General features: G+C 30.1%; 14 protein-coding genes. 5 read left to right on the top strand and 9 right to left on the bottom strand.

Annotated features, from left to right (window positions below):
• The first annotated feature begins 489 nt into the window (after positions 1-489).
• The 4 genes from B2Y85_RS03150 (at position 490) to B2Y85_RS03165 (ending at position 14,218) form a co-directional block, all read left to right on the top strand.
• Positions 490-2,334 carry an ABC-F family ATP-binding cassette domain-containing protein gene (locus tag B2Y85_RS03150; RefSeq protein ID WP_372519023.1) on the top strand — a complete coding sequence of 615 codons (1,845 nt, stop codon included), beginning with the start codon at positions 490-492 and terminating at the stop codon, positions 2,332-2,334.
• A 10-nt stretch (positions 2,335-2,344) separates the two neighbouring features.
• A complete protein-coding gene (locus B2Y85_RS03155) occupies positions 2,345-6,409 on the top strand; it encodes an HD domain-containing protein (protein ID WP_372519024.1) in 4,065 nt (1,354 codons plus the stop codon).
• An 11-nt stretch (positions 6,410-6,420) separates the two neighbouring features.
• Complete coding sequence (locus B2Y85_RS03160) at positions 6,421-13,197, top strand: hypothetical protein (protein WP_372519025.1); 6,777 nt, start codon at positions 6,421-6,423, stop codon at positions 13,195-13,197.
• An 82-nt stretch (positions 13,198-13,279) separates the two neighbouring features.
• On the top strand, positions 13,280-14,218 hold the full coding sequence (locus B2Y85_RS03165; protein WP_372519026.1) for a tetratricopeptide repeat protein: 939 nt from the start codon (positions 13,280-13,282) through the stop codon (positions 14,216-14,218).
• Here the strand turns inward: B2Y85_RS03165 and B2Y85_RS03170 are convergent.
• The 4 genes from B2Y85_RS03170 to nusB are packed head-to-tail and all read right to left on the bottom strand — an operon-like array spanning position 14,215 to position 18,382.
• Complete coding sequence (locus B2Y85_RS03170) at positions 14,215-15,258, bottom strand: DUF362 domain-containing protein (protein WP_372519027.1); 1,044 nt, start codon at positions 15,256-15,258, stop codon at positions 14,215-14,217. The genes B2Y85_RS03165 and B2Y85_RS03170 overlap by 4 nt on opposite strands.
• A gap of 2 nt (positions 15,259-15,260) precedes the next feature.
• The gene (locus tag B2Y85_RS03175; protein WP_372519028.1) at positions 15,261-15,977 is read right to left on the bottom strand and encodes an RluA family pseudouridine synthase; all 717 of its coding nucleotides are present in this window, start codon (positions 15,975-15,977) and stop codon (positions 15,261-15,263) included.
• Positions 15,967-17,964 (bottom strand): NAD-dependent DNA ligase LigA, encoded by a 1,998-nt coding sequence (ligA, locus tag B2Y85_RS03180; protein WP_372519029.1) that lies wholly within the window; start codon positions 17,962-17,964, stop codon positions 15,967-15,969. The genes B2Y85_RS03175 and ligA overlap by 11 nt, the downstream gene beginning before the upstream one ends.
• Positions 17,965-17,971: 7 nt before the next feature.
• Positions 17,972-18,382 (bottom strand): transcription antitermination factor NusB, encoded by a 411-nt coding sequence (gene nusB / locus B2Y85_RS03185; RefSeq protein WP_372519030.1) that lies wholly within the window; start codon positions 18,380-18,382, stop codon positions 17,972-17,974.
• 708 nt (positions 18,383-19,090) lie between these two features.
• On the opposite strand from nusB, the gene B2Y85_RS03190 reads away from it, so the two are divergent.
• Complete coding sequence (locus B2Y85_RS03190) at positions 19,091-20,836, top strand: ankyrin repeat domain-containing protein (protein WP_372519031.1); 1,746 nt, start codon at positions 19,091-19,093, stop codon at positions 20,834-20,836.
• Between the two features lie 19 nt (positions 20,837-20,855).
• Here B2Y85_RS03190 and miaA read toward each other — a convergent pair whose 3' ends face one another.
• From miaA to B2Y85_RS03215, 5 genes are read right to left on the bottom strand one after another with little or no spacing between them, the layout of a single operon-like run.
• A complete protein-coding gene (gene miaA / locus B2Y85_RS03195; RefSeq protein ID WP_372519032.1) occupies positions 20,856-21,785 on the bottom strand; it encodes a tRNA (adenosine(37)-N6)-dimethylallyltransferase MiaA in 930 nt (309 codons plus the stop codon).
• A 20-nt stretch (positions 21,786-21,805) separates the two neighbouring features.
• Entirely contained in the window at positions 21,806-22,525 is a 720-nt protein-coding gene (lptB, locus tag B2Y85_RS03200) for an LPS export ABC transporter ATP-binding protein (RefSeq protein ID WP_372519033.1), read from the bottom strand.
• Positions 22,522-23,211, bottom strand: coding sequence for an LptA/OstA family protein (locus B2Y85_RS03205; protein ID WP_372519034.1), 690 nt, complete (start codon positions 23,209-23,211; stop codon positions 22,522-22,524). The genes lptB and B2Y85_RS03205 overlap by 4 nt, the downstream gene beginning before the upstream one ends.
• On the bottom strand, positions 23,204-23,740 hold the full coding sequence (lptC, locus tag B2Y85_RS03210; RefSeq protein WP_372519035.1) for an LPS export ABC transporter periplasmic protein LptC: 537 nt from the start codon (positions 23,738-23,740) through the stop codon (positions 23,204-23,206). The genes B2Y85_RS03205 and lptC overlap by 8 nt, the downstream gene beginning before the upstream one ends.
• Positions 23,712-24,611: a lysophospholipid acyltransferase family protein gene (locus tag B2Y85_RS03215; protein WP_372519036.1), complete on the bottom strand. Its 900-nt coding sequence runs from the start codon at positions 24,609-24,611 to the stop codon at positions 23,712-23,714. The genes lptC and B2Y85_RS03215 overlap by 29 nt, the downstream gene beginning before the upstream one ends.
• Position 24,612 lies beyond the last annotated feature (1 nt).

Genomic DNA, 24,612 nt, shown 5'->3' on the forward strand with positions numbered 1-24,612 from the left:
CATCAAACTTGTCTTTCGGGATGATGAGTCTTTTTTCTTTTGTCGCAAATAAAAATATACACTCTTTATCGAATATAATAAATATTCAAGACCAGTACTCATTGTTTTTTAACATTCCGAAAGATTTTGTAGATATTTGTGTAAAAATACAGGACGATTTAAAGATATTCAAAGTAAGGCACAGTAATAATTTATTTTTTAATAATGATATAAGTTATTTCTTTAATGATTTTCTTGCGACATTAACAAACCAATTAAGACTAAAAACTTACTATACATACGAAAAAGACTATACCTTTGATAAGATTTGTAATTATCAAAATTTTTTCCTTATACTTTTTTCGATACTTTTTATTTTTTATATACTGAGGTATGTGGGACTACTAAAATTATTTAATGCTCACGACTATACCAATATTAAACAATATAGGGGATTGAATTTATTTCTCTGTCTAAATTTTTAGACAGAGTTTTTATTTTGGAAAAAGAATGATTACAATTAATAATTTATCAAAATCTTACGGAACAAGAGTATTATTCGACAACCTGTCTTTTAGCGTAGGTAAAGGAGAAAAGATAGGTTTGGTCGGAAGAAACGGCTACGGCAAAACAACTCTTCTTAAGATGATTACGGGAGAAGCCGAATATGATTCCGGAGAAATACAAATTCCCAAGAATTATAAAATAGGATACTTAAAACAACATTTAGATTTTAAATATAAAACAATAATCGAAGAAGTTGCATCCGTATTACCAAAAGAAGAAACAGATAATACATGGAAAGCTGAAAAAGTTTTGTTCGGTTTAGGTTTTACAAAAGAAGATTTACAAAAAGAACCGTCCGTTTTTTCGGGCGGATATAAAATAAGATTAAACTTGGCAAAGATATTACTGTCCGATGTGGATATGCTGTTATTGGACGAGCCGAACAATTACTTGGATATTGTTGCAATAAGATGGTTAATAAAATTTCTTAAAACATTAAAAGGTGAACTTATACTTATAACTCATGACAGATCATTTATGGATCAAGTAGTTACACATACGGTTGCAATTCACAGAAATAAAGCAAGAAAAGTTGAGGGAAACACCGAAAAGTTATATGAACAAATAGCAAAAGAAGAAGAAATTTATGAAAAGACAAGAATAAATATAGAAAAAAGAAGAAAAAGAACAGAACTCTTTATAAGAAGATTCAGAGCAAAAGCAAGACTTGCGGGTATGGTTCAATCGAGAATCAAAACTTTAGAAAAGCAGGAAGATTTGAAACAGTTAACCGAACTTGAGACATTGGATTTTTCTTTCAGCAATTTGGATTTTCCGGCAAATAAAATGCTTAGCGCTTATTCTTTAAAATTCGGATATACGGATAACGACATATTAATTGATAACTTAAATTTAGATGTTTTGAAAAAAGAAAGAATTTGTGTAATAGGAAAAAACGGTAAAGGAAAATCAACCTTATTGAAATTGTTGGCCGGAAGATTAAACCCGATATCCGGAAACATAAAAAAACATCCCGAATTGGAAATAGGATATTTTGTTCAATCCGATGTTGCACAACTGAATGACGAAGATACAATTTACGATTCCATTTTATCCGCAAACACAAAATTACCGCAAAACGCAAGAAATATTTGCGGTGCAATGATGTTCGGCGGAAACGATATGATGAAAAGAATAAAAGTTCTTTCCGGCGGAGAAAAAAGCAGAGTTTTGTTGGGAAAGATTTTGGCTAAACCGGCACATTTGTTACTTCTTGATGAACCGACAAACCATTTGGACTTAGAATCTACCGAATCATTAATAGATGCAATTAACGAATTTTCCGGCTCAATTATAATAGTAACTCATAACGAAGAGCTTTTGCATGCCGTGGCACAAAAACTTATAATTTTCGACAGGAATAAAGTATCTTTCTTCGACGGGACATATGCCGACTTTTTAGAAAGATGCGGTTGGGAAGACGAAAGTTCCGAAATAAAAGCGGCAAACAAAAATACGGAAAAGAAACTATACACAAAAGAAGAAGTTAAAAAAATCAGAGCTAAATTGATACAGGAAAAATCCAGAGCATTAAAACCTTTGGAATTGAAAATTAAAGAATTGGAAAAAGAAATACAAGAGAAAGAATCTGAAATAGAAAATATTACAAAACTTCTCGTAAAAGCTTGCGAAGAAAATGATTTAAATTATATGGCGGAAGGTCCCAAGCAAAGCAAATTGTTAAAAGAAAATTTGGAAATACTTTATAATGAATTGTTGGAAAACACGGAAATTTTTGAAGAGAAAGAAAAATATTATGAAAAAGAATTTAATAACATCACTAATTAGGAGATATGTTATGAAACAAAAAATTACAAAATTATTTGTATCTTTCCTATCCGTAATTTTGATTTTACCTCAATTATTACAGGCCGATTTTATATACACAAATATTCCCGCAACCATAAATCCGTTATTTGCAACGGTTTCTAAAGCATACTTAAACGACGGCAAAGATATTGTTGTTTTTATTCAAGATATGCACTCAAATCCCGAAGTACAAAAAAGCATATATAAAACGATCGATTTCTTTGATAAAAAATACGGCATAAATAAAATTTTGATTGAAGGTGCTCCATACGAGAAATTAAACACGAATATTCTTACATCTTTAAAAAACGAAAATAATAAGATATCGGAATATTTATTGAATAAAGGTATGCTTACCGGAACCGAATACTTCCTGATAAAAAGTAATTCCGATGTTCCGATATACGGGTTGGAAAATTGGGAAACATATATAAACAATGTACAATTACTCGCAAGCATAAATAAAAATTTTAACGGTTCAAATGAATTTTTTTCACAGTTTTATAAAACCGTAATAGAAAAAACAAAAACAAAAAAATTATTAAAATATATAGATTTTGATATAACCGATTCAAAATTATTGACAAAGATAAATCAACCGGTATTAAAGTATGACACTTTAAGTAATTATATGTTTCTGTCGGAAATAAAAAATAATTTCAATAAAAAAGAAATACATGCCGAACATGAAAAGTTATTAAAAAATTTAAAAACTTCTCTAAATTATGAAAGTTATAAAAATATAACGGATTTTTCCAAAAAAGAGGATTTAATTGAATATTGGCAACTGTTATACAAACAATTCGAAACAAATCAGGAATATCAAACTCAATACAAAAATTTATTTTCATATTTAAATTTTATCTTAAAACTAAACAGTTTAAATATGGTTTCTTTGCTTTACCAACAAAATGAATATTTTAAAGATTTTTTGGATGATTTGAACACGAAAGATGATGCCGTTTTTGCCGAAAAAATATTTATTTTAAAAATGACAAGTTTGTTCGAGAAAATTATAAATTTATCCGTTAGCGAATATGAATATAAATTTTTCGTTAACAATTTGGATAAATACAAACAATTACTTGAAGAATACCTTTCAATAGAAGATATAAAGAAATATTACGATATTTTATTTGAAAACAATAAATTTTTAGATTACTACAAAGTAAACTCTCAAAGAAACGAAACTTTCACTAATAATATCTTATCTTCATTATCTTCAAAAGGAAGCAAAAATATTACGATTGTCGTCGCAGGAGGTTTCCATTCTTCCATACTTGATAATTTAAAAGAAAAAAACTTACAATTCTTGATGTTAACCCCATATGCAAAATTCGGAAAAGTAACCGATGCGTATTCAAAAATTGTATCAAGTACATATGAACAACAAATGTTAGCTCCGGTTTCATTATTTTTAGCGAACAGTCCTTTGGTACCGGAACATACAAGAGCATTATTTATGGAAGAACTCGTTGAAGCTTTTGTTGTTGTATACGATGAAACTCCGGAAAAAATAGGAGAAAGAATTACCAACTTTTCCAGAAGAGAATGGGCAGAACCTTTAAGTGTACGTATAAAAGAAGATACTTTTAACATATATGTCGGTAAGCAAAGACTTACTTTCAAAATTATAAATAACAGAGTGGATTTTACGAAATATGAAGAAGGTTTGATAGAAGATGATACTGTTTTTATAAGAGATTACAACAAGAAAAAAACTGTTGATTATTCAATAGTTATAGACGGACAAACAATTATTTTCGAAATAGAAAAAGATATTGCCGATAGTTTAAACGAAGAGGTTATACAAACAATTATAAATGAAATATCTTACAGAACGGGAAAAAAAAATGTTTCCTTTTTACAGCAAGATTCAAAAGGTGCAACCGCAAAAAAAATATCAATAAAAACATTTGAAAAATCCAATTCAAGTGATTTATTTATAGACAATATAGCCCAAAGCAATACTTTTTTTGTTAATAAATCTTTATTAAAAAGTGACTCTTCCGTCAGAGATTTATTTTTAGAAATATCAATAATACATTCAATACTTTTTTCTTTTTACGACAGAACCGCTTTCGATAAAGATTTATTAACGGAAGAAGATATTAACTTTATTAATCTTAATATTGATAAAAATTCTTTCGGTCTTCCAAACATAGAAAAACTTATAAAAGCAATTGAAACTGAGTTTTCCGGAAAAGAAGTCAGAGTCCTTTCACAATTAAAAAGATATTCGGGGAACATAGAATTTTTAGTACTGTCTGTTTTAGAAAAAGATTATTTAAGCGAATACAGACTGCCGCATTGGAAGCATATAGTAAGTCAGTATTTTTCTTCCAGCAAAGGAGAATCGAAGAAATCTTTAAAAAGAAGAAAAGCTCTCGAAAAACAATTTTTCTCTCAACTTATTGTCGATAATACATTGGAAGAACCTCTTCAAAAATTTTTAGATAAAAGAGTAACAATAGAAAGACAACACAAAATGGAAGAAAACATAAAATATCTTGCTGGACATTTAGCGGATTCCGTTTCGGAAAAAGAAAAAAGCCGTGCACAAGAATTGGCAAACAACTTGGAACAAAATATTTATAATTGCTTGGAACTTATGTACAGAAACTTACCAAGACATATGTTTGAAAAATTTCTAAATGAAAAAGGCGTTGTTGCAGATCATAATTTCAACCATTCGATGAAATTGATAGAAAATGTCATTGATATAGTAAAAACAGAAGAAAAGCCTTTTGGCGAAGTAAACTTCACCATAGTGGTATATGCCGCTTTAATGCACGACTTGGCTTGTACATTATTTAGAGATAATCACGAAAAAAATTCGGCAATATTGGCATCTGAAATATTGAAAAACAGCGATTTACCGTCAAACCTGCAAAGAAGGATTGTAGCATCGTGTATAGCACATGAAAAGGTAGGAGACAGGGGAGAAAGGGTAGAACATAAAATATATGAAGCACGATTAATTCATGATGCGGACGGACTTTCGGCAGTTATGGACATGGGCAGAATAATGGGTGTATGGATAAAATCAAAAGAACCTTTCTTTTTTAAGGAAAGAACAATCGAAGAAAGACTTGACCTCATAGAAAGAGACAGATTTTTATATACCGAAGGAGGAGATGCCGTAAATGATTTATTAAGGCAATTTGTAAGAATGAAACCTTCAAGATATTTAACAACGGGTGCAAAAAAAATTTTAAGTTCGGCAATGGATAAAGGGCAGGATTCTTTAATATCAATAATTAACGAATACAGAGACAGACTTATTGAAACTTACGGAACAACAGAGGAAGAGTTTCAACAGGCAACGGAAACAATAAAAACAATGTTTAAGAACCCAAAATACAATGAAATATTGGGAAGGCTTCCGGGGAAAAAAGATATACAGACAGATACACATGATGATATCTTTGATTTTAGCAGAAATATCGATACGGATAACACTTTACTTATTGATATAGTAAGAACAAAAGAGGAATTATACAGACTTGAAAAAGCCGAAAGATTAGGGTTAAACACTCTTGCGGTTTCTTTTTCGGATGACAATATTTTATCTAATATACCTTTAACAAATATAATAAATATGAATGATGACAAAACTGCGAAAACAGGAACTACGGCTATCACAATAAACGGTCAAACATATCATGTTGTTATAAATTTAAATTTCATAAAATTGAATTCGGCCTATTCCGAATATATGAAGATTTTAACAATAGATGCTCCGAATATTCCGGAAGAATTGAAACCGGAAATAATAAAATTTGTCAGTCAACAAATAATGAATAACGAAAATTATTCCGAATATATAAAACCTTTAGAAAATATTGCCGTGATAAATTTCGATCAAGCAAAAACCGATTACAAACTGTTAACCGAAACAAGAACATTATCACAAGATATTTCAAGAATATTGGTTTCCGCATGGGGAGATATTCCTTTGTTATACGACATCAGAAAAGAAAAAGGATTAATAATAGATTCTCAAGAATTTATAAAAATGGATAACATTAATGCAATATTATCTGCATCTTAAGGAGAACTTACATGAATATTAAACTAAACAACACACGCTTTAAGAAATTTTTATCAGTTATTGTTTCTTTGTTTGTAATCAATTCTTTTGTGTTAAATGATTGTCTTTTTGCATTTACACAGCCGCTTATGCCCGTTATAAACCAAAGCGGTATTACAAGCATAAATATGCCCAATGCAAAAATAACGGATACTTTCATTAACGAAAAGAAATTTGACGACAACTTTGTTATTTTTATACAAGATTTACACGGAAATATTTCCGTTCAAAAAAATATTTCGGAGATACTCAAAGACTTAGATACTAAATATAAAATAGATACAATTTTACTCGAAGGTATACCAAGCGGAGAGGCAAACCTTTCGGCTTTACAAGAATTAAAAAAATATAATGTCGACGATCTGTTATTAAAAAGAAATGTTTTAACCGGTCCGGAATATTTTGTTATGAATAATTCCACAAACGCAAAAATTTACGGACTTGAAGATTGGGATAAATATATAAACAACATTAAAAGAAATGCGCAAATTTTAAAAGATAAAGAATATTTAACAGAAACATATTTCGGTTTTGAAAAAGCATTATATTCAAAAATTAAAAATTTAAAAAAATTACAACAATATATTAATCTTGATTTGGTAAATGAAGATCTGCTAAAGACGATGAATCAACCGATTTTGCAGTATACCGATTTACATAAATATGTTTCAATTTCAAAAAACATAAAAAACATAAAGCAAAAAAAAGTAACAAAAGAATACGTTTCTTTATTAAAAGATTTAAAAAATGATTTAAGTTTTAAAGAATATAACACATTAATTGATTTATCCAACAAAGACGATTTGACGGAATACTATAATAATCTTTATGAAAAAACAGCAACAAATGAAAAGTATTTAAATAAATATAACGAACTTTTCCATTTTTTAAAATATACGTCGGAAAAAACACAATTAAATTTGGTATCTTTAATCTCACAACAAAACAAGTTTTTTAATAAATATCTTTCTTCAATATCAAGCAATAAAACGCAACAAGATCTTTTTATGGTGAAGATGACACAATTATTTAAACTTTTCATACAATTATCGATATCAGATGAGGATTATACTTTTTTTATTGATAATTACGAAAGATATATTAACTTATTACCTAACTATCTGTCACAAGAATACTATGACTACGAAGATTTGTTATTTGATGATTTGCTTTTTGAATACCATAAAGAAAACAAAGACAGAAATTCAATATTCATAAAGAATATCGTTGATTCTTTGAATAAAAAAACCGATAGGAATAAACTTACGGTGGTAGTAGCCGGCGGTTTCCATAGTTCCATTTCTCAATATTTTAAAGATAACAATATTTCGTATCTTTTTATTACACCCAATATAAGCGGACAAACAACAAATATTTTTTATAATGAAATAGTTTCGTCTACGGATGCATTGGCTCCCATAAAAATAATGTTGGCAAATACCGGTTTCCTGCAAGAAGAAACTATTGCGGTATTTTTCCAATATTTTATAGATGCATTAGTCTCTGCAAATAACTATTCCGCCGAAAATGTGGAAAAAATTCTCTCTTCCATAATAACGGATAGTGCTAAAAACATCAACCCATTATTCGGAAATATTCCGATATCAGTAAAAAAGACAGATTCTTCTTTTACCATTGACATAGACGGGCAAGAACTTATTTTTACAATAGAGAACGGAAAAATAATATGGGAAAAATCTTCGGTACAATATAATAACTATCAACAAAGACAAGAAAAGAAACGCTTAATAGAACAATTCGTATCTGTTTTAAGAAAACGTTTCAATATCTTTCAAGCAACCTCAATGAGGTTAAATCCGGAATTGAAATACTCTTCGAAATTCTTTTCAAAGAGATTAGGAAAAAGAAAAAATCTTTTCTTTACTTTATCCATGTTCTTCAGTGCAATAAAAAGATATAGCCTTGCATACGATTTAATGATGGGGTATGCAACATATACCAATAAAGATAATATTGTAAGCTATTCAATAAATTTTGACGATGACTTTTTTAAGGATATGAAAACAAGACAAGAATTTGCTCCTTTTATCGGAAAAAGTATAACCATATTGGTTGAAAAAGGCTTAGAAGAATATTTAACCGAAGATGATATAAAAGAATTATTAAAAGACTCCATAAAAAGAGTAGGGGAACCTATAACAACTTTTAAAGATACTTTGTTTATAGGCTTTTTAGATAAATCAACAAACCTGTTCGAAGATCATTTAAACAACGGTTTTATAGGTGTAAACAGGGCTATTTTTGAAGTTGAAGACAATACGGTAAAACATGCTTTATTGAAAACCGGTATTATTCATGAAATATCTCATGAATTAAAAGGAAAATTATCTTCAAAAGAATATCGTAATTTTGAAGGTAAAATGATGTATGACGACATAAAATATCTTATTGATTTTGTAGCAAAAACGGATTACAACAAGAAAAAAGAACAAATATTGGAAAAAGATGAAGTGCTAAAAATAAAACAACAGATACTTAATGCTTTCTATAAAGAACAAAACGGACAACTTATATGTTTATTCACCGAAAAAAATCGTTTCATGAAAAAAATAATGAATTATAAATACAGTGTTAACGATATGGTTGGTGTTGTTGTTAAGAAAAACATTTCGGATGAAAGAAGAAGAGAAGTAGAGCTTAGACATTTGGAAGAATGTTTAAGCCCGGAAGACCCTAATGATCCGGAATCGGTAAGTTCGGCAGGAGAAAGGCAAAGAGAATTTTTTTATAATTTGTTTGATCCTGTTCCAAAAGCTCTTTCATTTGATGAATTTATAGAAGAGCATATTTCGGAAGAAAGAGCAGAAGAAGTTGAAGGAAGAAAATTAGCTTTATACATAAAATACAGAAATATTCTTAATATATCATATCCGAATGAACTTGAAAGTAAAATTGTTTTGTCAAGAAAAGATTTAGGCAGAGTAAGAACCATGCCTGCCGCAGAATTAAAACAAATAAAAGAAATTTTGGGAATTGATGCAAATAAAAAATTTAAAGATTTCTCAAAAACGGAAATTATTAAAGTAATAATGATGAGTGACTTTATAAACAACTTCGACACATGTATAGAGGCAATGTATAAAGTAATGCCTACATGGATGTTTGAAGCCTATTACAACGAACAAGGTATGGTTTCCGATCATGCATTAAATCACTCTATGGAAGTTTTAAGCACAGCCATGGATTTAATTGCTCTTGATTTCAATCATAAAGTAGATATGAAAACAATGATTTATTCAGCCTTGTTACATGATATAAGTTGCACGATTTTCAGACAAAATCATGAAATAAACTCTTCAACATGGGCAAGAAGAATTTTACAAAACGGCACAAATTTAACAAGAAAAGAAATAGATAAAATATGTGTAGTCGGTGCAAACCACAAAAAGTACAAAAAACCTCTTCCGGAAGAAAAAGCAATAAGACCTGCCCACAATATTAACGGTCCCGGATATGTATATGAAGCTTGTTTACTTCATGATGCGGACGGACTTGCGGCAACATTGGATTTTGCAAGAGTATTAGGTGTTTGGTTGGCTCAAGGAGATCCGTTTATTAACCCAAATCTAAAAACAAAGATAATAGATAAAACAAGTGATGAGAATGACAGAATTTCATTAATAAAGAGAGGATTATATTTAAGGGTGGACGGCGGAGATGCCATAAACGATTTGATGAGACAATTCTACAGAAGGAATCCGGATTTTTATTTTACTAAAGGAGCCAGAGAATTTGCCGATGCCGCATTTCAAGATCAATATGCATTAATAAAATTTTTGGATAGTCCCGAAATAAGAGAACTTTTAGAAGCCGAACATATTTCCGAACAAGATATAAACGATGCAATAGAAATTATAAACGAGACCTTTGCAACGGACAATTTAATACCGAAATACGAAAGTATAACGATTGAAGAACTGAGAGAAACATTAAGAGTAAGAACAGATGAAAAAGTAGACAGTTCCGTAAAAAAAGAGTCTGTTTTTAATTTATCTTCCAAAATTTCAACATTATACAGAATATTATTCAATTTACCGTCACATTCGAACATTATTTTGTCAGATATGCACGGAGGATATAACAGACTTTCCGAAATTCTTATAAAGCTATTGGACTCGACTTACAATATTGATGAAATAATGAGAATTTTTAATAACGGAGATCTAAATAAAGATTCTTTAACCGAAGAAGAAACGGATGAAATAGAAGAGACAAGAAAAAAATTAAATAAAGATATCATATCCAGAATAAAAACCATTAAGAAAAACATTTATATTTTGGGAGATATGTTAGACAGAGGAGATAAACAGGTAGAAACTTTTGAATTAATGAATCAAATATCGAAAGCAGGAAAATTAAAGTATATTATCGGAAATCATGATTTATATGCATTTATGAATTTATTGGGCTTACATCTTCCGTTCTATGATAACTATAAAGGTATTTCAAAAGATTATACAGTTGATTTATTTGACGGAACAACACAAATAAATATTTACCAACTTCTTGAAAACAAAAGAAAACTCGGAATCGGTGTCGATGATAAAACCATAAGTGAAGAAGACAGAGAAAGAGAACAAAGAAAAGCCAACAATAAAAAACATTGGGCAAGAAAACTTTATGAATATATGCAACATGCAGATGCTGTTCAAAGAAAGTGGACAAAAGACAAAAATGAAAACGGTATAACAAAAGAGCAAGAATTACAACAGCTATTCAAAGAAACATTCGGGTTTGAACTGCATGAAAAAGGAAAAGACGTTTTAAATACACCTACCGATATTTTCGCACAAGATAAAGAGCTTCTCGGATTTCACAAGAAATTTTTCGGAAGAAATGTAGGTGTAGTTGTTTATACAGGTATAAGAGCGGTAAACAAAATGTCACTAAATTGGTGGAAAGACAGAAATACGGAACTTTCTAATTTAAAAAGCAAATATCCTCAATATGAAAACTATTGGAACAGGCTACAAGAAGAAATAGACACAATAATAACTGAGCAACAACGAACACTTGAAGAAAAATATTTATCCGATGAATGGGAATGGCTTGTAATTGATTCCATAATGTACAGAAATTACGAAAGCACGGAATGGAATGCTTTAGATTGGGTTTTTCATAATAATTGGGGCGGAGGAACAAACGGATTTTTAAACCAATTAAACAGAAAAATAAAAAGAGAACTTGAAAAAGAAAAACAGGCAAAAATAAAATTAATCGAAGGAAATTACTCTTTATCGGAGGAAAGAAAAAAAGAAGAAAAAGAAAAGCTTGAAAGAGAATTCGATAAAAAATTACAGGAAGAACTTGTCACACCGGTAACATATTTTGATAATCCGTTAATACAGGATTTATTGAAATTTTATCATAAGAATTTTTATTTATACAGAAAAGATCATTTCGGAAATTGTTATATGCATTCAATTCTTCCCGTAGATGATAACGGTGAAGTTTCTATAGGTCATGTTGACGAAGAAGGTGTTTTCATAGAAATGGATGAACAAGGTGTAAGAGAAAAAGGATTTGTTTATAATAAAAAAAGATATCAGAATAAATCTATATTAAAGGGGTTGGGGCAAATTGCGGAAGACATAAGAGATTACGATATATCTTCGGAAGATTTATCGCAGGTAATGGAAGCATTTACATTGTTAACGGCAGTTTATGCCGATAATACAACAAGAATAAAACCTGCAAATTTAAAACAAATGAAGGAAAAGTTCGGCGGATTTTTCTCGATATTAAATAAGATGGGAATTTCTACTTTGGTTGTAGGACATAATCCGATATCCAAGATGGGAACAAGATTCGAACTGGAAAAGCTCAGATTCTTTAACAGAGAATTAGACAGACAAAAACTGACAATTTTAAATGCCGACGGAGAAATGTCTTCCGGTTATCAAAAACCTTTCGGTGCCGGATTAGGTATAGAAATGACTTTATTCGGTGTAAGATACAGAGGTTTTTTAACCGGAAGTTCGGAAACTTTCTCGGGTGATTATACTCCTGATGTGTCGGAACAAGATACAAAATTTACAATAGTGTTAAATATTTTCCCGGGATTAAAGAGAATATTATTATTGACGGAAAAAGCATATGATAACTTTTTTAAAATGATTTCGTCGTTAAGAAAAATTAAAGACTACTTGGGCGGAAACATTATAACAGCATCAAACTCTACAATATTAACGGTAACAACGGAAGATGAGTTAAAAGCAAGTGTGGAAAAAGCTTATTTAAACGGAATATCCGTAATTCCCGTTATTGCAAACAGACTTCAAACTTTTTCTCAAGAAGAAAAAATTACGGAAACATCCGTTGAAATAAGGGGAATTCCTGTGCAGGTATCGGTTTACTTAAATAAAATATTAATAGGAAACGGAAAAATAATAAACTGTTTATCATACGAATATCAAAAAACTTCCATTATTTCCGATGAAGAAATAAAAGCCGAAATCAACAAATATATCTTTAATATGATAAAAAATAAACAATTTGCAAAACATGGTATAAAAACATCGAAAAACATATTAACCGATATAAATATTGACGGAACATTCGAACAGAACAAAAAAACAGTAGCAGATAGTTTACAAAAGGCACTGACAAATTCTTTCGGTATATTACCTTTGTTGTATGATTTGAATTTACAGACTTCGACAGATATTGACAGTCTTACGACAGATATTAATATTGATAAAATAAAAAATATTTTATCTGCCGCATAAAAAATATACTCTTGCTATTATTCAAACAAAATATGATATAATTATTTAAACAAAAAAAATAAAAAAAGAGAAAAAAAACAAAATGAAAAAAATAATATTTGTATTACTTGTATTCGGCGGTTTTTTATACCTTGTAAATGAATTTAATCCCGTTGGCATAAAGTTTTTCGGTGAAGATTCGTTATACATAAAAAAAGAACTTAAAGCCGAAAAAATAAGAAAAGAAGGAAGAGCTCGTCCCGTAACGGCTAAAACTTATTTTGCTATGGGAAAAAGGAGTATGAAGAACGGGAAATACAAATTAGCAATAACTTACTTTTCAAAGGCAATTCAAATGGAACCTCTTTTTGCAGAGGCTTATCAGGAAAGAGCCTTAGCAAAAGATAAACTACAGGATTACACGGGTGCAAAGAAAGACTATGAAACTTATATGCTGATATTGGACAAAAGAAATAAACAACAAAACGATAAAATAAGGAACGAATTGATAAAAAAAATAAATGAAGTAAACAAAAAACTTAACGATAAAATGTATGATGAAGCCGTAGTGGATTTTTCGAATATTATATCTTCATACCCGAAATATCCGGAAGGATATATAGCCCGAGCAGATACAAATGTTCTCTTAAAAAAGTATAATGAAGCACTTACCGATTACAACAAAGCATTGTCTTTAACGAATATTCCTTCGATACCTTTATATTTAAAAGCCGCTGATATGCAATATACATTGAAGAAATATAATGATGCCGCAGGAAATTACATTCAAATCCTAAGGCTTGACCCTGAATATGAATATCCTTATTATAAATTGACAGGTGCTTATATTTTTATAGAAAACTTTGAAAAAGCTTTGGATAATTTAAAGAAATATATAGCTTATTCCGAGGATAAAAATATTCAAATAAACGATTTTAACGATTGGGATACTATATTAAATAAGTATACAACCGATCCTGTCATAAGAGATTTAAAAACAAATCTTAAAAGTTTACGAATCGTTCAATACAAAATGCCTTAATACTCAACCAATTCGTATTCCATAGAACCTATACCGAGTTCTTGTGCATACTTTAATTGAACCATATAGTCTATATCTGGGTAAAGATGTTTTATAAAATCTTTACCATAGATTTTGTTTACAATATCTATACTTGCTTTATCTACCGCAACGGGATCAACCCCTGCAACAATTCCGATATCGTCCAACAATACTTTATCTTTTCTTGTGTTACAATCGCAATATTTAGTTATGTGATTTAAGAAACTTATACTAAAACTTTTTTTATTTTTTAATACTCCGTAACAAACTTCCACTATTTTTTCCTGCACATTTTTTAAACTATCGTCCCAAGAAAGTTCAAACACACCTTTCGGACAACTTATGGTACATTCTCCGCAACCTATACATTTTTCTTTATTAAATACAATTTTCTTATTTTGAAGTTCAAGTGCTTTAGGCGGACACCATTTTACACAACTTCCGCAACCGATACAGTTTGTTGTATCGACTTCAGGGTTTGTATTGTGATGCATAGCATACTTACCGGCTTTACTTCCGCATCCCATACCTATATTTTTCAATGCACCGCCAAATCCCGCAATTTCATGTCCTTTAAAATGATTTAAAAAAATAAAAGAATCCGTATAATAAATATCTCTTGCTATGGAAACATTTTTAAAATGTTTTTGATTTATTTCAACTTCAGCAGCTGCATTTCCTCTTAAACCATCGGAAATAACGACAGGGCATCCGCAATTTTCTATTGAAAACCCATGTTTGTTCGCCAATAATAAATGATGATATGCATCGGATCTTTTACCTACATAAATTGTGCTTGCATCGGTGAGAAAAGGAAAAGCTGTTTTTTCTTTAATAATACTCGATATAACTTTTGTATATTCGGGTTTAACATAACCTTCATTGCCATCTTCGCCGAAATGCATTTTTATTGCAACGAACTGTCTTGCTTTTACATGGTCAAAGGCTCTTGCGAATTTTAAAAATTTATAAAATTCGTCTTTTTTATTCCACGGTAAAAAATAAACTTTCCCGGACATAATTAACCTCTTTTGTTATATTTTCTTAATTGCTTTAATGTAAGTTGAATATCATTCGGTAATTGAGAAGTAAATATACTTTTATCTTTATTTTCAGGTAACAACACTTCTATTTGAGATAAATGTATAGGCAACCTCTTTAACAATGGTTTTTCTTTTGATATTCCTTTATATCTTCTTTTAAGATTAGAAAGCAATATCGGTTCTTCGCTTCCGTAAATTTTATCTATTGCAAGAGTGTTTCCTATTGACCAGAAATGTGCTCTTATTTGATTTTTTCTTGTAGTCAGGGGATAAACTTCAACAAAGGCAAAATTTTTAAACTGTTCAAGGACTTTATATTTTGTAACGGATTTTATACCCTTATCATTAACGGATGTCGTTTGTTCGTTAACAGAAAGATTTTTATCGATTTCTCCGTCACTGTTTTCCATAATACCGTTTATCAATATATGATATATTTTTTTTACTTTTTCTTTTTTAAACTGTTCCGAAATAAAATCATAAGTTTTTTGATTTTTTGCAAAAATAACTATACCGCTTGCTTCATAATCAAGAGAGGTTACCGGAATAATTTCTTTTTTTAATTTTTCTTGTAAAATATCCTTTATTGTTTTACTTTTATTTTCCTCGTTATTTATAACAAAAATTTCAGGCTCTTTGTTTATAACAATAACATCATCATTTTCAAACAGAATATTAAATTTTTTATTTTCCATTTACCAAATCCTTAAATTCCCGCTCGTTTAATATTTTTATACCTAATGTAATTGCCTTTTGATATTTGCTGCCGGGATTTTCTCCGACAACGACATAATCTGTTTTTTTGCTAACGGAAGAGGTTGTTTTTCCGCCGAGTGATAATATAATGTTCTCCGCATCTTTTCTCGTAAGAGAAGAAAGTTCTCCCGTTAAAACAAAAGTTTTATTTACAAGAGGGGAGAAAGACGAATTTCTTTCCGGTTCCGTAGTATTTAATCCCAATGACTTTAATTCCTCTATCATTTTTAAAGTTTGCTCATTTTCAAAAAAATCCAAAATAGACTGAACCAAAACCGGTCCTATTTCATTAACGGATAACAACTCTTCTTTTTTTGCTGAAATAAAATTATCTATACTTTTAAATTTGTCTGCCAAAATTTTTGCTGATTTATCTCCTATATGTCTTATACCCAATGCAAAAATAAGTTTACTCAAAGGTTGTTTTTTACTATCGATTATTGCTTGTATTAAATTATTCGCTTTCTTTTCTTTAAACAAATCCAATAACATTAAATCATCAAAAGTAAGTTTATATATATCGGCAAAAGTATGTATTTTGTTTAGTTTTAATAATTGATCCGCAACAACTTCTCCGAAACCGTCAATATTCATTGCATCTCTGGATACAAAATGAATTAAACTTCTTCTAAACTGTGCGGGGCAAGAGGGGTTTACACAAATATAATAAACATCTTCTTCTTCCTTTACAATATGGCTGTTACAAGACGGACAACGAAGCGGGGGAAGAAAATATCCGTCACTGTTCTTTTTGGCAACTTTTATAATTTTAGGAATTACTTCACCGGCTCTTTCAATTATAACATCATCACCGATATTCACATTTAATCTTTCTATTTCATCAAAGTTGTGTAAAGTTGCATTTGAAATTGTAACTCCCGACAATTGAACGGGGGATAAAGTTGCTTTAGGCGTTATAACTCCCGTTCTTCCAACCTGTAATTCAATTGATAATAATCTTGTGGTAGCCTGTCTTGCAGGAAATTTATAAGCAATAGCCCATTTCGGACTTTTATTTGTATACCCTATAATTTTTTGTAAATTATAGTCGTTAACTTTTACAACGGCACCGTCGATTTCATAAGGTAAATTGTCTCTGTTTTCCTGTAAATACATTAAAAAATCGGTAACTTCTTTAATATTTTTACATACTTTTATATCTTTTTGTATAGGAAAGCCGATTTTAGAACAAAAATCCAAAAATTCGGAGTGTTTGTTTAGTTTTATTCCTTGCACCTGTCCGAAAGAATGTACATAAAAACTTAATTTTCTTTCTGCGGTTATTTTAGGATTTTTTTGTCTTAATGAACCTGCAGCAGCATTCCTCGGATTAGCAAATTTAGCTATACCGCCGTCAAGCAAGTTATCGTTAAGTTGTTGAAAATCTTTTTTATTTATATAAACTTCACCTCTTATTTCACATAAAATACTTTCGTTTTTAAGCAATTTAAGGGGGATATTCTTTATTGTTTTTAAATTTTCGGTAATATCTTCACCATATTCTCCGTCGCCTCTTGTTGCGCCGGATACAAAAGAACCGTTTATATATGTAAGACTGGCACTTAATCCATCTATTTTAGGTTCCACTATAAATTCTATATCGGTATCCAAATTCTTTTTGATTCTTTCGTTCCAGGCAAAAACATCTTCAACGGAATAAGAATTATCCAAAGACAGCATAGGGGTATTATGTTTTACTTGTTTAAATGTAGAAGATACCACAGAACCAGAAACTCTTTGAGTGGGAGAATCGGGTGTAATAAATAGCGGATTGTCATTTTCTAATTTTTGTAATTGTTTAAACAGTTTGTCATATTCAAAATCTGATATTTCGGGATTGTCTAAACAATAATACAGGTAATCGTGATGCCTTATTTGATTTCTTAAATCTTCTATTTGTTTTTCGATAGAATTTGATTGTTCCATTTTATAATTACTTGGTTTTTCTTTCGTTTTTCAATTTGTCTAATATACCGTTAACAAACTTACTTGAATCTTTGTTTGAATAAGATTTTGAAATCTCAACCGCTTCATCTATTATTACACTGATGGGGGTTTTTGGCATGTAAAGGATTTCATAGGCAGCAAGCCTTATTATATTTCTATCGATAACAGTCATTCTTGATATTTCCCAGTTATCGGCATATTTTTCTATAAGAGAATCTATTTCCTTTTGATTTTTACAAACGCCTCTAAAAATAGTAACAGAAAATTCTCTGTATGGAATTTCTACCGGCAAAAATGTATCAAAACATTCAAATATAGACTTTTCGTCCATAGAACAATTATCAAAAGCATATAACATCTGTAAAGTACATTCTCTGGATTGCCTTCTGGTGCCCATAAAAAAGATCCTTTTATTTTAATTTATATAACGAATATAAACTTACAGAAATTTTATAAAATTATAACATTATATGTCAAATTTAAGCAATTTTCATTAAGAAAGAAACAGAAAAAGCCTAAATACAGCCAAAAATATATAATGTATTATTAAATATACATTAAACAAGATAAAAACTAAAATTATCATCTTTAACAACTAAATAAGAGAAAAACAGTTCACAATCCGCAAAATCAAATAAAGAAAAACAAGCAATCATCAAACAAAAGACAAAAACAAGGTATATTTATACCTAAAATTAAAAATATCGCTTTTACATATTTTAAAGTACTACTTTTCATAATCCTTACAATTTATAAAAAAACAACTGTGAATGCTACCGTATAATTTTTAAAATAAAATACAAAGCATATTTAATTTATTATTTATAATTATAAATAATTTACCGTTTCTTAATATTTTACTTCAATGTTAATTCTTTTATTTTTTATATATTCAACTTAACATAATATATCTTATCGGAACCAATAAAAGATACGAAAATTATCAAAAATTTTCAAATTTTAACAAATTTTTGGTAAAAAATTTTTTTTAGAAAAAAGCCTTTAAAGAAATTTTTTATTTAAAAACCCTTGAAAAGATTTTGACTACCAAGTAAAATATTTATATAATTTTTAAAAATAAATTTTTATATAAAAAGGAGCTTTAATGAATATTTTTAAAAAGACGCTTTCGGTTTTACTAATATTTGCATTAAATTTAATCTTTTTAGGTAACTTGGCAGCTGAAGAATATGATATTGATGATGATGAGGTGCTTGAAGAAGTAAGCATAGCAACTGATATATTTTCGGCAGCCAAGAAAGGTGATGTTTATACAATAGAAGAAGCAATTAACAAAAAAGAAAGTATAAACCAGCAAGATTATTTAGGAAATACTCCCCTTATATATGCATGTTCTAAGAGTAAAGTAGATGTAGTAAGAGTTCTTTTAAAGAAAAAAGCCAATGTAAAAATAGTAAATAAAGACGGTGTTTCCCCGTTAATGGCTGCTTGTTATGCCGGAAGCGTGGATATAGTCAAAATGTTATTAAAAGAAAAAATAGACGTAAATTTGAAGGATAAAACAGGTTCAACAGCTTTAATGTATGCGGCAATGAACGGTAATGCCGAAATTTTGACATTATTGGTAGAAAAGAAAGCTAATCCGAATATAGCAAATAATATAGGAGCTACCCCCCTTATGGTCGCCGTAAAAAACAGAAACATAGATGCCGTTAAGTTTTTATTATCAAACGGAGCAAGCGTTAATATAGAAGACAGAAATAAAATTTCAGCATTTTTTCTTGCCGCAAGAAACGGAGACAGAGATATAATGAACTACCTGGTAATTGCAAAAGCAAATATCAACGATGCAAATATTAACGGAGTAACCCCCTTCATTGCTTGTGCTGCCTGCGGTAATCTTGATGCGGTAAAATATATGGTTGAAATGCTGAAAATAGATATAAATTCAAAAGATAAACAGGGAAACAGTGCTCTTATGGCTTCCGTTGCTTTTATGTACTCTGACGTAATTCAAAATGTGCTTACCGATTTAAAAGAATTAAGTGCTTTATCTGAATCGGAGTATTGTGATTATGTTCAAAATATGAAAGCAAACAGTAAAGAAATAATGGAATATTTAGTTGAAAACGGTGCTTATTTAAATAATGCAAACAATAAAGGTATGAACACTTTTATGTTGGCAATAGAAGAAAATGATATAGAATCTGCAAATTATTTGGCGGAACAAGGTATCAATGTAAATCAAACAGATACAAACGGAAATAATGCTTTATTATTGGCAGCACAATCTTCAAATCTCAACGCAGTCTCCTATCTTTTAGATCTCGGGTTGGATGTAAATTCGGCGAACAATGAAGGAAAAACACCGTTAATGTATGCAATAGAAACCGGTAATTTTGATATGATAAACTTAATTTTAGATAACAAAAAAACAAATATCAAAGTATCGGATAACAATGGTAAAAGTGCATTAATGTATGCATGTGAAAACGGCTATATAAAGGTAATAACCGATTTAATAACCAAATATTCGGCGGATATAAACGATATCGATACAAAAGGAAATACGCCTTTGGTTTATGCAGTAAAATCCGGAAATATTCCTGTTGTAAATATATTAAATTCTTTGGGTGCCGATAAAGAAATTCAAAACAAACAAGGATATACGGCTTTGGATATTGCAAAGACATACAAAGATGAAGATCACGAAGAGATTGTAAAAATTTTAGACGGAACAAGAGCAGCGGAAGCTGCCGCAGCATTAGAGGCGGAAAAGGCCGCTAAAGAGGCTGAAATTTCCGCAAAGAAAAAAGCTGCTGCAGCCGCAAAGAAAAAAGCCGCAGCTAAGAAGAAAGCTCCGGTTAAGAAAACCGTTAAAAAGAAATAAAGAAGCAATAAGATTTATCTTATAACATTATTTTATTGACGATATCATGAATATTCATGGTATCGTCGATTTTTATGATATTTATATCAGGTTGTTTTGTAAACCAAGTGATTTGTCGTTTTGCATATTGTCTTGTATCTTGTGAAAATTGTTCAATAAGATTCTGTTTGGATATTTCATTATTAAAATATTTTATTATATGTTTGTATCCGACTCCCGTAAGACCGTAACAATCTTGTTTATATCCCATATCCAAAACTTTTTTTGTTTCTTCCAACATACCGGAATTAATCATTTTTTCACATCGTTCGTTTATTTTTTTGTATAAAACTCCCCTATCTCTCAGTAATACAAAATGTTTAAAATTTTTTTTCTTTTCCGCTTTTTTGCTGTTTTGTAACAATGTTGTCATAGGTTTACCGGTAATTTTATATATTTCGTATGCTCTTATAAGTCTTTGAGTATTTCCCTTATTTTTTTTAGCGCTTACAGGATCTGTTTTAAGTAAAAGCTCATAAATATAATCTAAACCCTTTTCAGACACCATTCCTTCGATTTCTTTCCTTATTTCTTCATTTGCATCAGGTAAATCATCTAAACCGTATAAAAAAGCTTTTAAATACAGACCTGTTCCCCCGACAATTACAGGAACCTTATTTTCTTTTAAAATAATATCTTCATACTTTTGTGCATCAACTTCAAACATTTTGGCGCTATATTTTTGATTCGGGGTAATAATATCGGTAAGATATTGTTTTACCCCCTCTACTTCTCTTATATCACCTTTTAAAACACCCTCTTTGTTTGTTCCTATATCAAGATATTTGTATACCTGCCTTGAATCTGCGGAAAGAATGGAACCGTTCAGCTTTTTGCACAATTCAACCGCAACTGCCGTTTTACCGACAGCCGTAGGTCCGGAAATAATTATTGTTTGATTTTTATTCATTTTGCGATGTTCAACAAAAACTACATTTTAAAATTATCGCCGAGATAAACTTTTCTTGCTTCCTCGCTATTTATCAAATCGTCGGCACTTCCTTCAATAAGAATTTGCCCTTGGCAAACAATATAAGCTCTATCGATAATTTCAAGTGTTTCTCTAACATTATGGTCGGTTATCAGTATGCCTAAACCTCTGTCTTTGAGTTTATAGATAATTTTTTGAATATCGGCAACAGTTATCGGATCAATTCCAACAAAAGGTTCATCCAATAACAAAAATTTAGGTTCGTTAACAAGAGCTCTTGCAATTTCGCATCTTCTTTTTTCTCCTCCGGAAAGAGTCGTACTTAATTGTTTTCTAAGTCTTGTTAAACCAAAATCTTCTAACAAAGAATCAACTTTTTCTTTTCTTTGTTTTTTTGATATCGGTAACATTTGTGCTATTGCCATTAAATTTTCTTCTACGGTTAATCCTCTGAATATTGAAGACTCCTGCGGTAAATACCCTATACCGGCTCTTGCTCTTTCATACATAGGAGCTTTCGTAATATCTTTTTTATCCAAATAAACATTACCGTCGTAAGGTTCTATAAGTCCTACCGTCATATAAAAAGTTGTTGTTTTACCGGCACCGTTTGGTCCCAAAAGCCCTACGATTTCCCCTTGTTCGACTTTTATACTTATGGAATTTACAACCATTCTGTGTTTATATTTTTTATATAAAGATTGTGCTGAAAGTATCATTGTTTTACCTCTAAATTATCCAAACTTTCAAAAATAATTTTCCCCTCAACATTGTTACTCATTTTAACAGTTTTTTCATCATACAGTAAAGATATTTCATCGGCTTTAAATTCTGCTTTTTTATCTTCTTGCCAAACATTTACCTGAGGTTTATTTGTATCTTTTTTCATATATAAAGAATTATCTTCTTTTTTCAATAATGCATTATCTGCCGTTATTGTTCCTGAAGAAGAAATTATCTTAACATTGTCTACGGCTTTTACGGATTCGAAATTATCATTTAAATAAAGTTTATCCATATAAAGATAAATCGTATCCGTAGAATTTTTGAGTTCATATTCCACAACCGGATTACCGCCCCACATCATCCCGTTTAACAATTTGGTATTATATTTTGCATTTCCGGCTTTTGCTTTTATAATGCTTCCGTCTTCGTTTACCGCCGAAAATTTCACATCTCCTTTCGCATCTACATCGTCAGTCATTCTATAATATATCATTTCGTTGGATGTTATATTATAATTGCCTCTTTTAACATTTGCATGTCCTTTAAAATAGGCAATTTTACCTTTGTCCTTTATTATCATTTTATCGCCGACAATTTCCGTTTTCTGTTTTTGTTCCGAAGCAAAAACAAACGAAAAAGAAAACAACAACGCCGTGATAAACAATATATTTTTAATCAATTATAATCCTTTGTTTTTTTATAACAATATTTTTCAAATTGATGTCTGATTCAAAACCTTTACCATACATAACATCTTTATCTTTTGTAATTTTTATATCACTATCGGAATATATTAATTGTTTTTTTGCATCGTAAGAAACATCTCTGGTTTGAAGATATTCATTATCTACGGTTTCAACGGTACATTTACCAAAAGCTTTTACACTGTTGTTTTCCATGTTTATTTCACCTGATTCGGCAATAAGTATGGATTTGTATTTTCCGTCATCATAAAATTTAACTTTAGGCAACTTCAATTTTGCTGTTTTATTATCTTCATCTATTATTGCAGATTCGGCTTCAAGAATTGTTTTTATTTGCCCGTCCTTGGTTTCCGTAATAACGAATTTTTCGATCGTTTGTTCCGTAGTGGGAGGAGTCTCCTCTATCGTATTTTCTTCCTCGACACAAGAACAAAGCATTAGTGAAAATATCAAGCTTAATGATAGAAACAAAATTTTACTTTTGTTTTGTTTTCCATCTTTCATGAAACCATACCCACTGTTCAGGATTTTCTCTTATAAAATCTTCAAGACATTTTGTAAGTTTTGCCGTAAAATTTTTTACATCCGTATCAAAATCTCCGGTAGGTTCCGGAGGAACGATTTCATCGCTTATTACAAATTTATGTTTTCCGTCAGATAATCTTTTATCTACGGCTAAAACTACCGGTGTCCCAACTTTTAATGCTATCGAAGCAAGACCTAACGGTGTTGATGCAGGTCTTCCGAAAAAATCCACAAAAACACTTTGAACGGAAGTGTCTTGATCTATCAACATTGCAATTATTTCATTGTTTCTTAAAGCTTTAAGCATCTTTCTTGCAGAAGAAAGTTCGGATCTTAAAATAACTTTGACATTCTTTATGTTTCTGTATTTTACAAGCATATCATTTAATTCTTCAATATAAATTTTTCTTGCGATAACATTTAAAGGATAATGTTTTGCCACACCTGCGGCAAGCATTTCCCAATTTCCGATGTGACCGCTTAAAGCCAAAATTCCTTTTTTTCTTTCAAGAAGTCTGTTGAAAATATCTTTTTGTTCCTGTTCCATTATCGCAACCGAATCAAAAAAGCTGTCACTCATTTTAGGAAAATTTAACAATTCGAAAAAATTTTTTGCCTCATATTTAAAAATCGTTTTAATTATCTTTGTTATTTCTTCTTGAGATTTTTCGGGAAAACACATTGTCAAATGTTTTCTTGCTTTTTTTCGTGCATCACCTACAACATAATATGCAAGACCGCCCAAAAAGTTCGACAAGAAACCTACGGTAAATCTATAAGGCAAAACCAAAACTATTTTAGAAAACAACCAAGCTGCATAAAAATAACATTTTCTTATATATTTTTTCATG

It is taken from the genome of Candidatus Ruminimicrobiellum ovillum (genome assembly GCF_002392975.1).
GTDB lineage: Bacteria > Elusimicrobiota > Endomicrobiia > Endomicrobiales > Endomicrobiaceae > Ruminimicrobiellum > Ruminimicrobiellum ovillum.

Coding starts and splice junctions, on each gene's coding strand:
- B2Y85_RS03150 (WP_372519023.1), top strand. CDS start 490: ATGATTACAATTAATAATTTATCAAAATCTTACGGAACAAGAGTATTA.
- B2Y85_RS03155 (WP_372519024.1), top strand. CDS start 2,345: ATGAAACAAAAAATTACAAAATTATTTGTATCTTTCCTATCCGTAATT.
- B2Y85_RS03160 (WP_372519025.1), top strand. CDS start 6,421: ATGAATATTAAACTAAACAACACACGCTTTAAGAAATTTTTATCAGTT.
- B2Y85_RS03165 (WP_372519026.1), top strand. CDS start 13,280: ATGAAAAAAATAATATTTGTATTACTTGTATTCGGCGGTTTTTTATAC.
- B2Y85_RS03170 (WP_372519027.1), bottom strand. CDS start 15,258: ATGTCCGGGAAAGTTTATTTTTTACCGTGGAATAAAAAAGACGAATTT.
- B2Y85_RS03175 (WP_372519028.1), bottom strand. CDS start 15,977: ATGGAAAATAAAAAATTTAATATTCTGTTTGAAAATGATGATGTTATT.
- ligA (WP_372519029.1), bottom strand. CDS start 17,964: ATGGAACAATCAAATTCTATCGAAAAACAAATAGAAGATTTAAGAAAT.
- nusB (WP_372519030.1), bottom strand. CDS start 18,382: ATGGGCACCAGAAGGCAATCCAGAGAATGTACTTTACAGATGTTATAT.
- B2Y85_RS03190 (WP_372519031.1), top strand. CDS start 19,091: ATGAATATTTTTAAAAAGACGCTTTCGGTTTTACTAATATTTGCATTA.
- miaA (WP_372519032.1), bottom strand. CDS start 21,785: ATGAATAAAAATCAAACAATAATTATTTCCGGACCTACGGCTGTCGGT.
- lptB (WP_372519033.1), bottom strand. CDS start 22,525: ATGATACTTTCAGCACAATCTTTATATAAAAAATATAAACACAGAATG.
- lptC (WP_372519035.1), bottom strand. CDS start 23,740: ATGAAAGATGGAAAACAAAACAAAAGTAAAATTTTGTTTCTATCATTA.
- B2Y85_RS03215 (WP_372519036.1), bottom strand. CDS start 24,611: ATGAAAAAATATATAAGAAAATGTTATTTTTATGCAGCTTGGTTGTTT.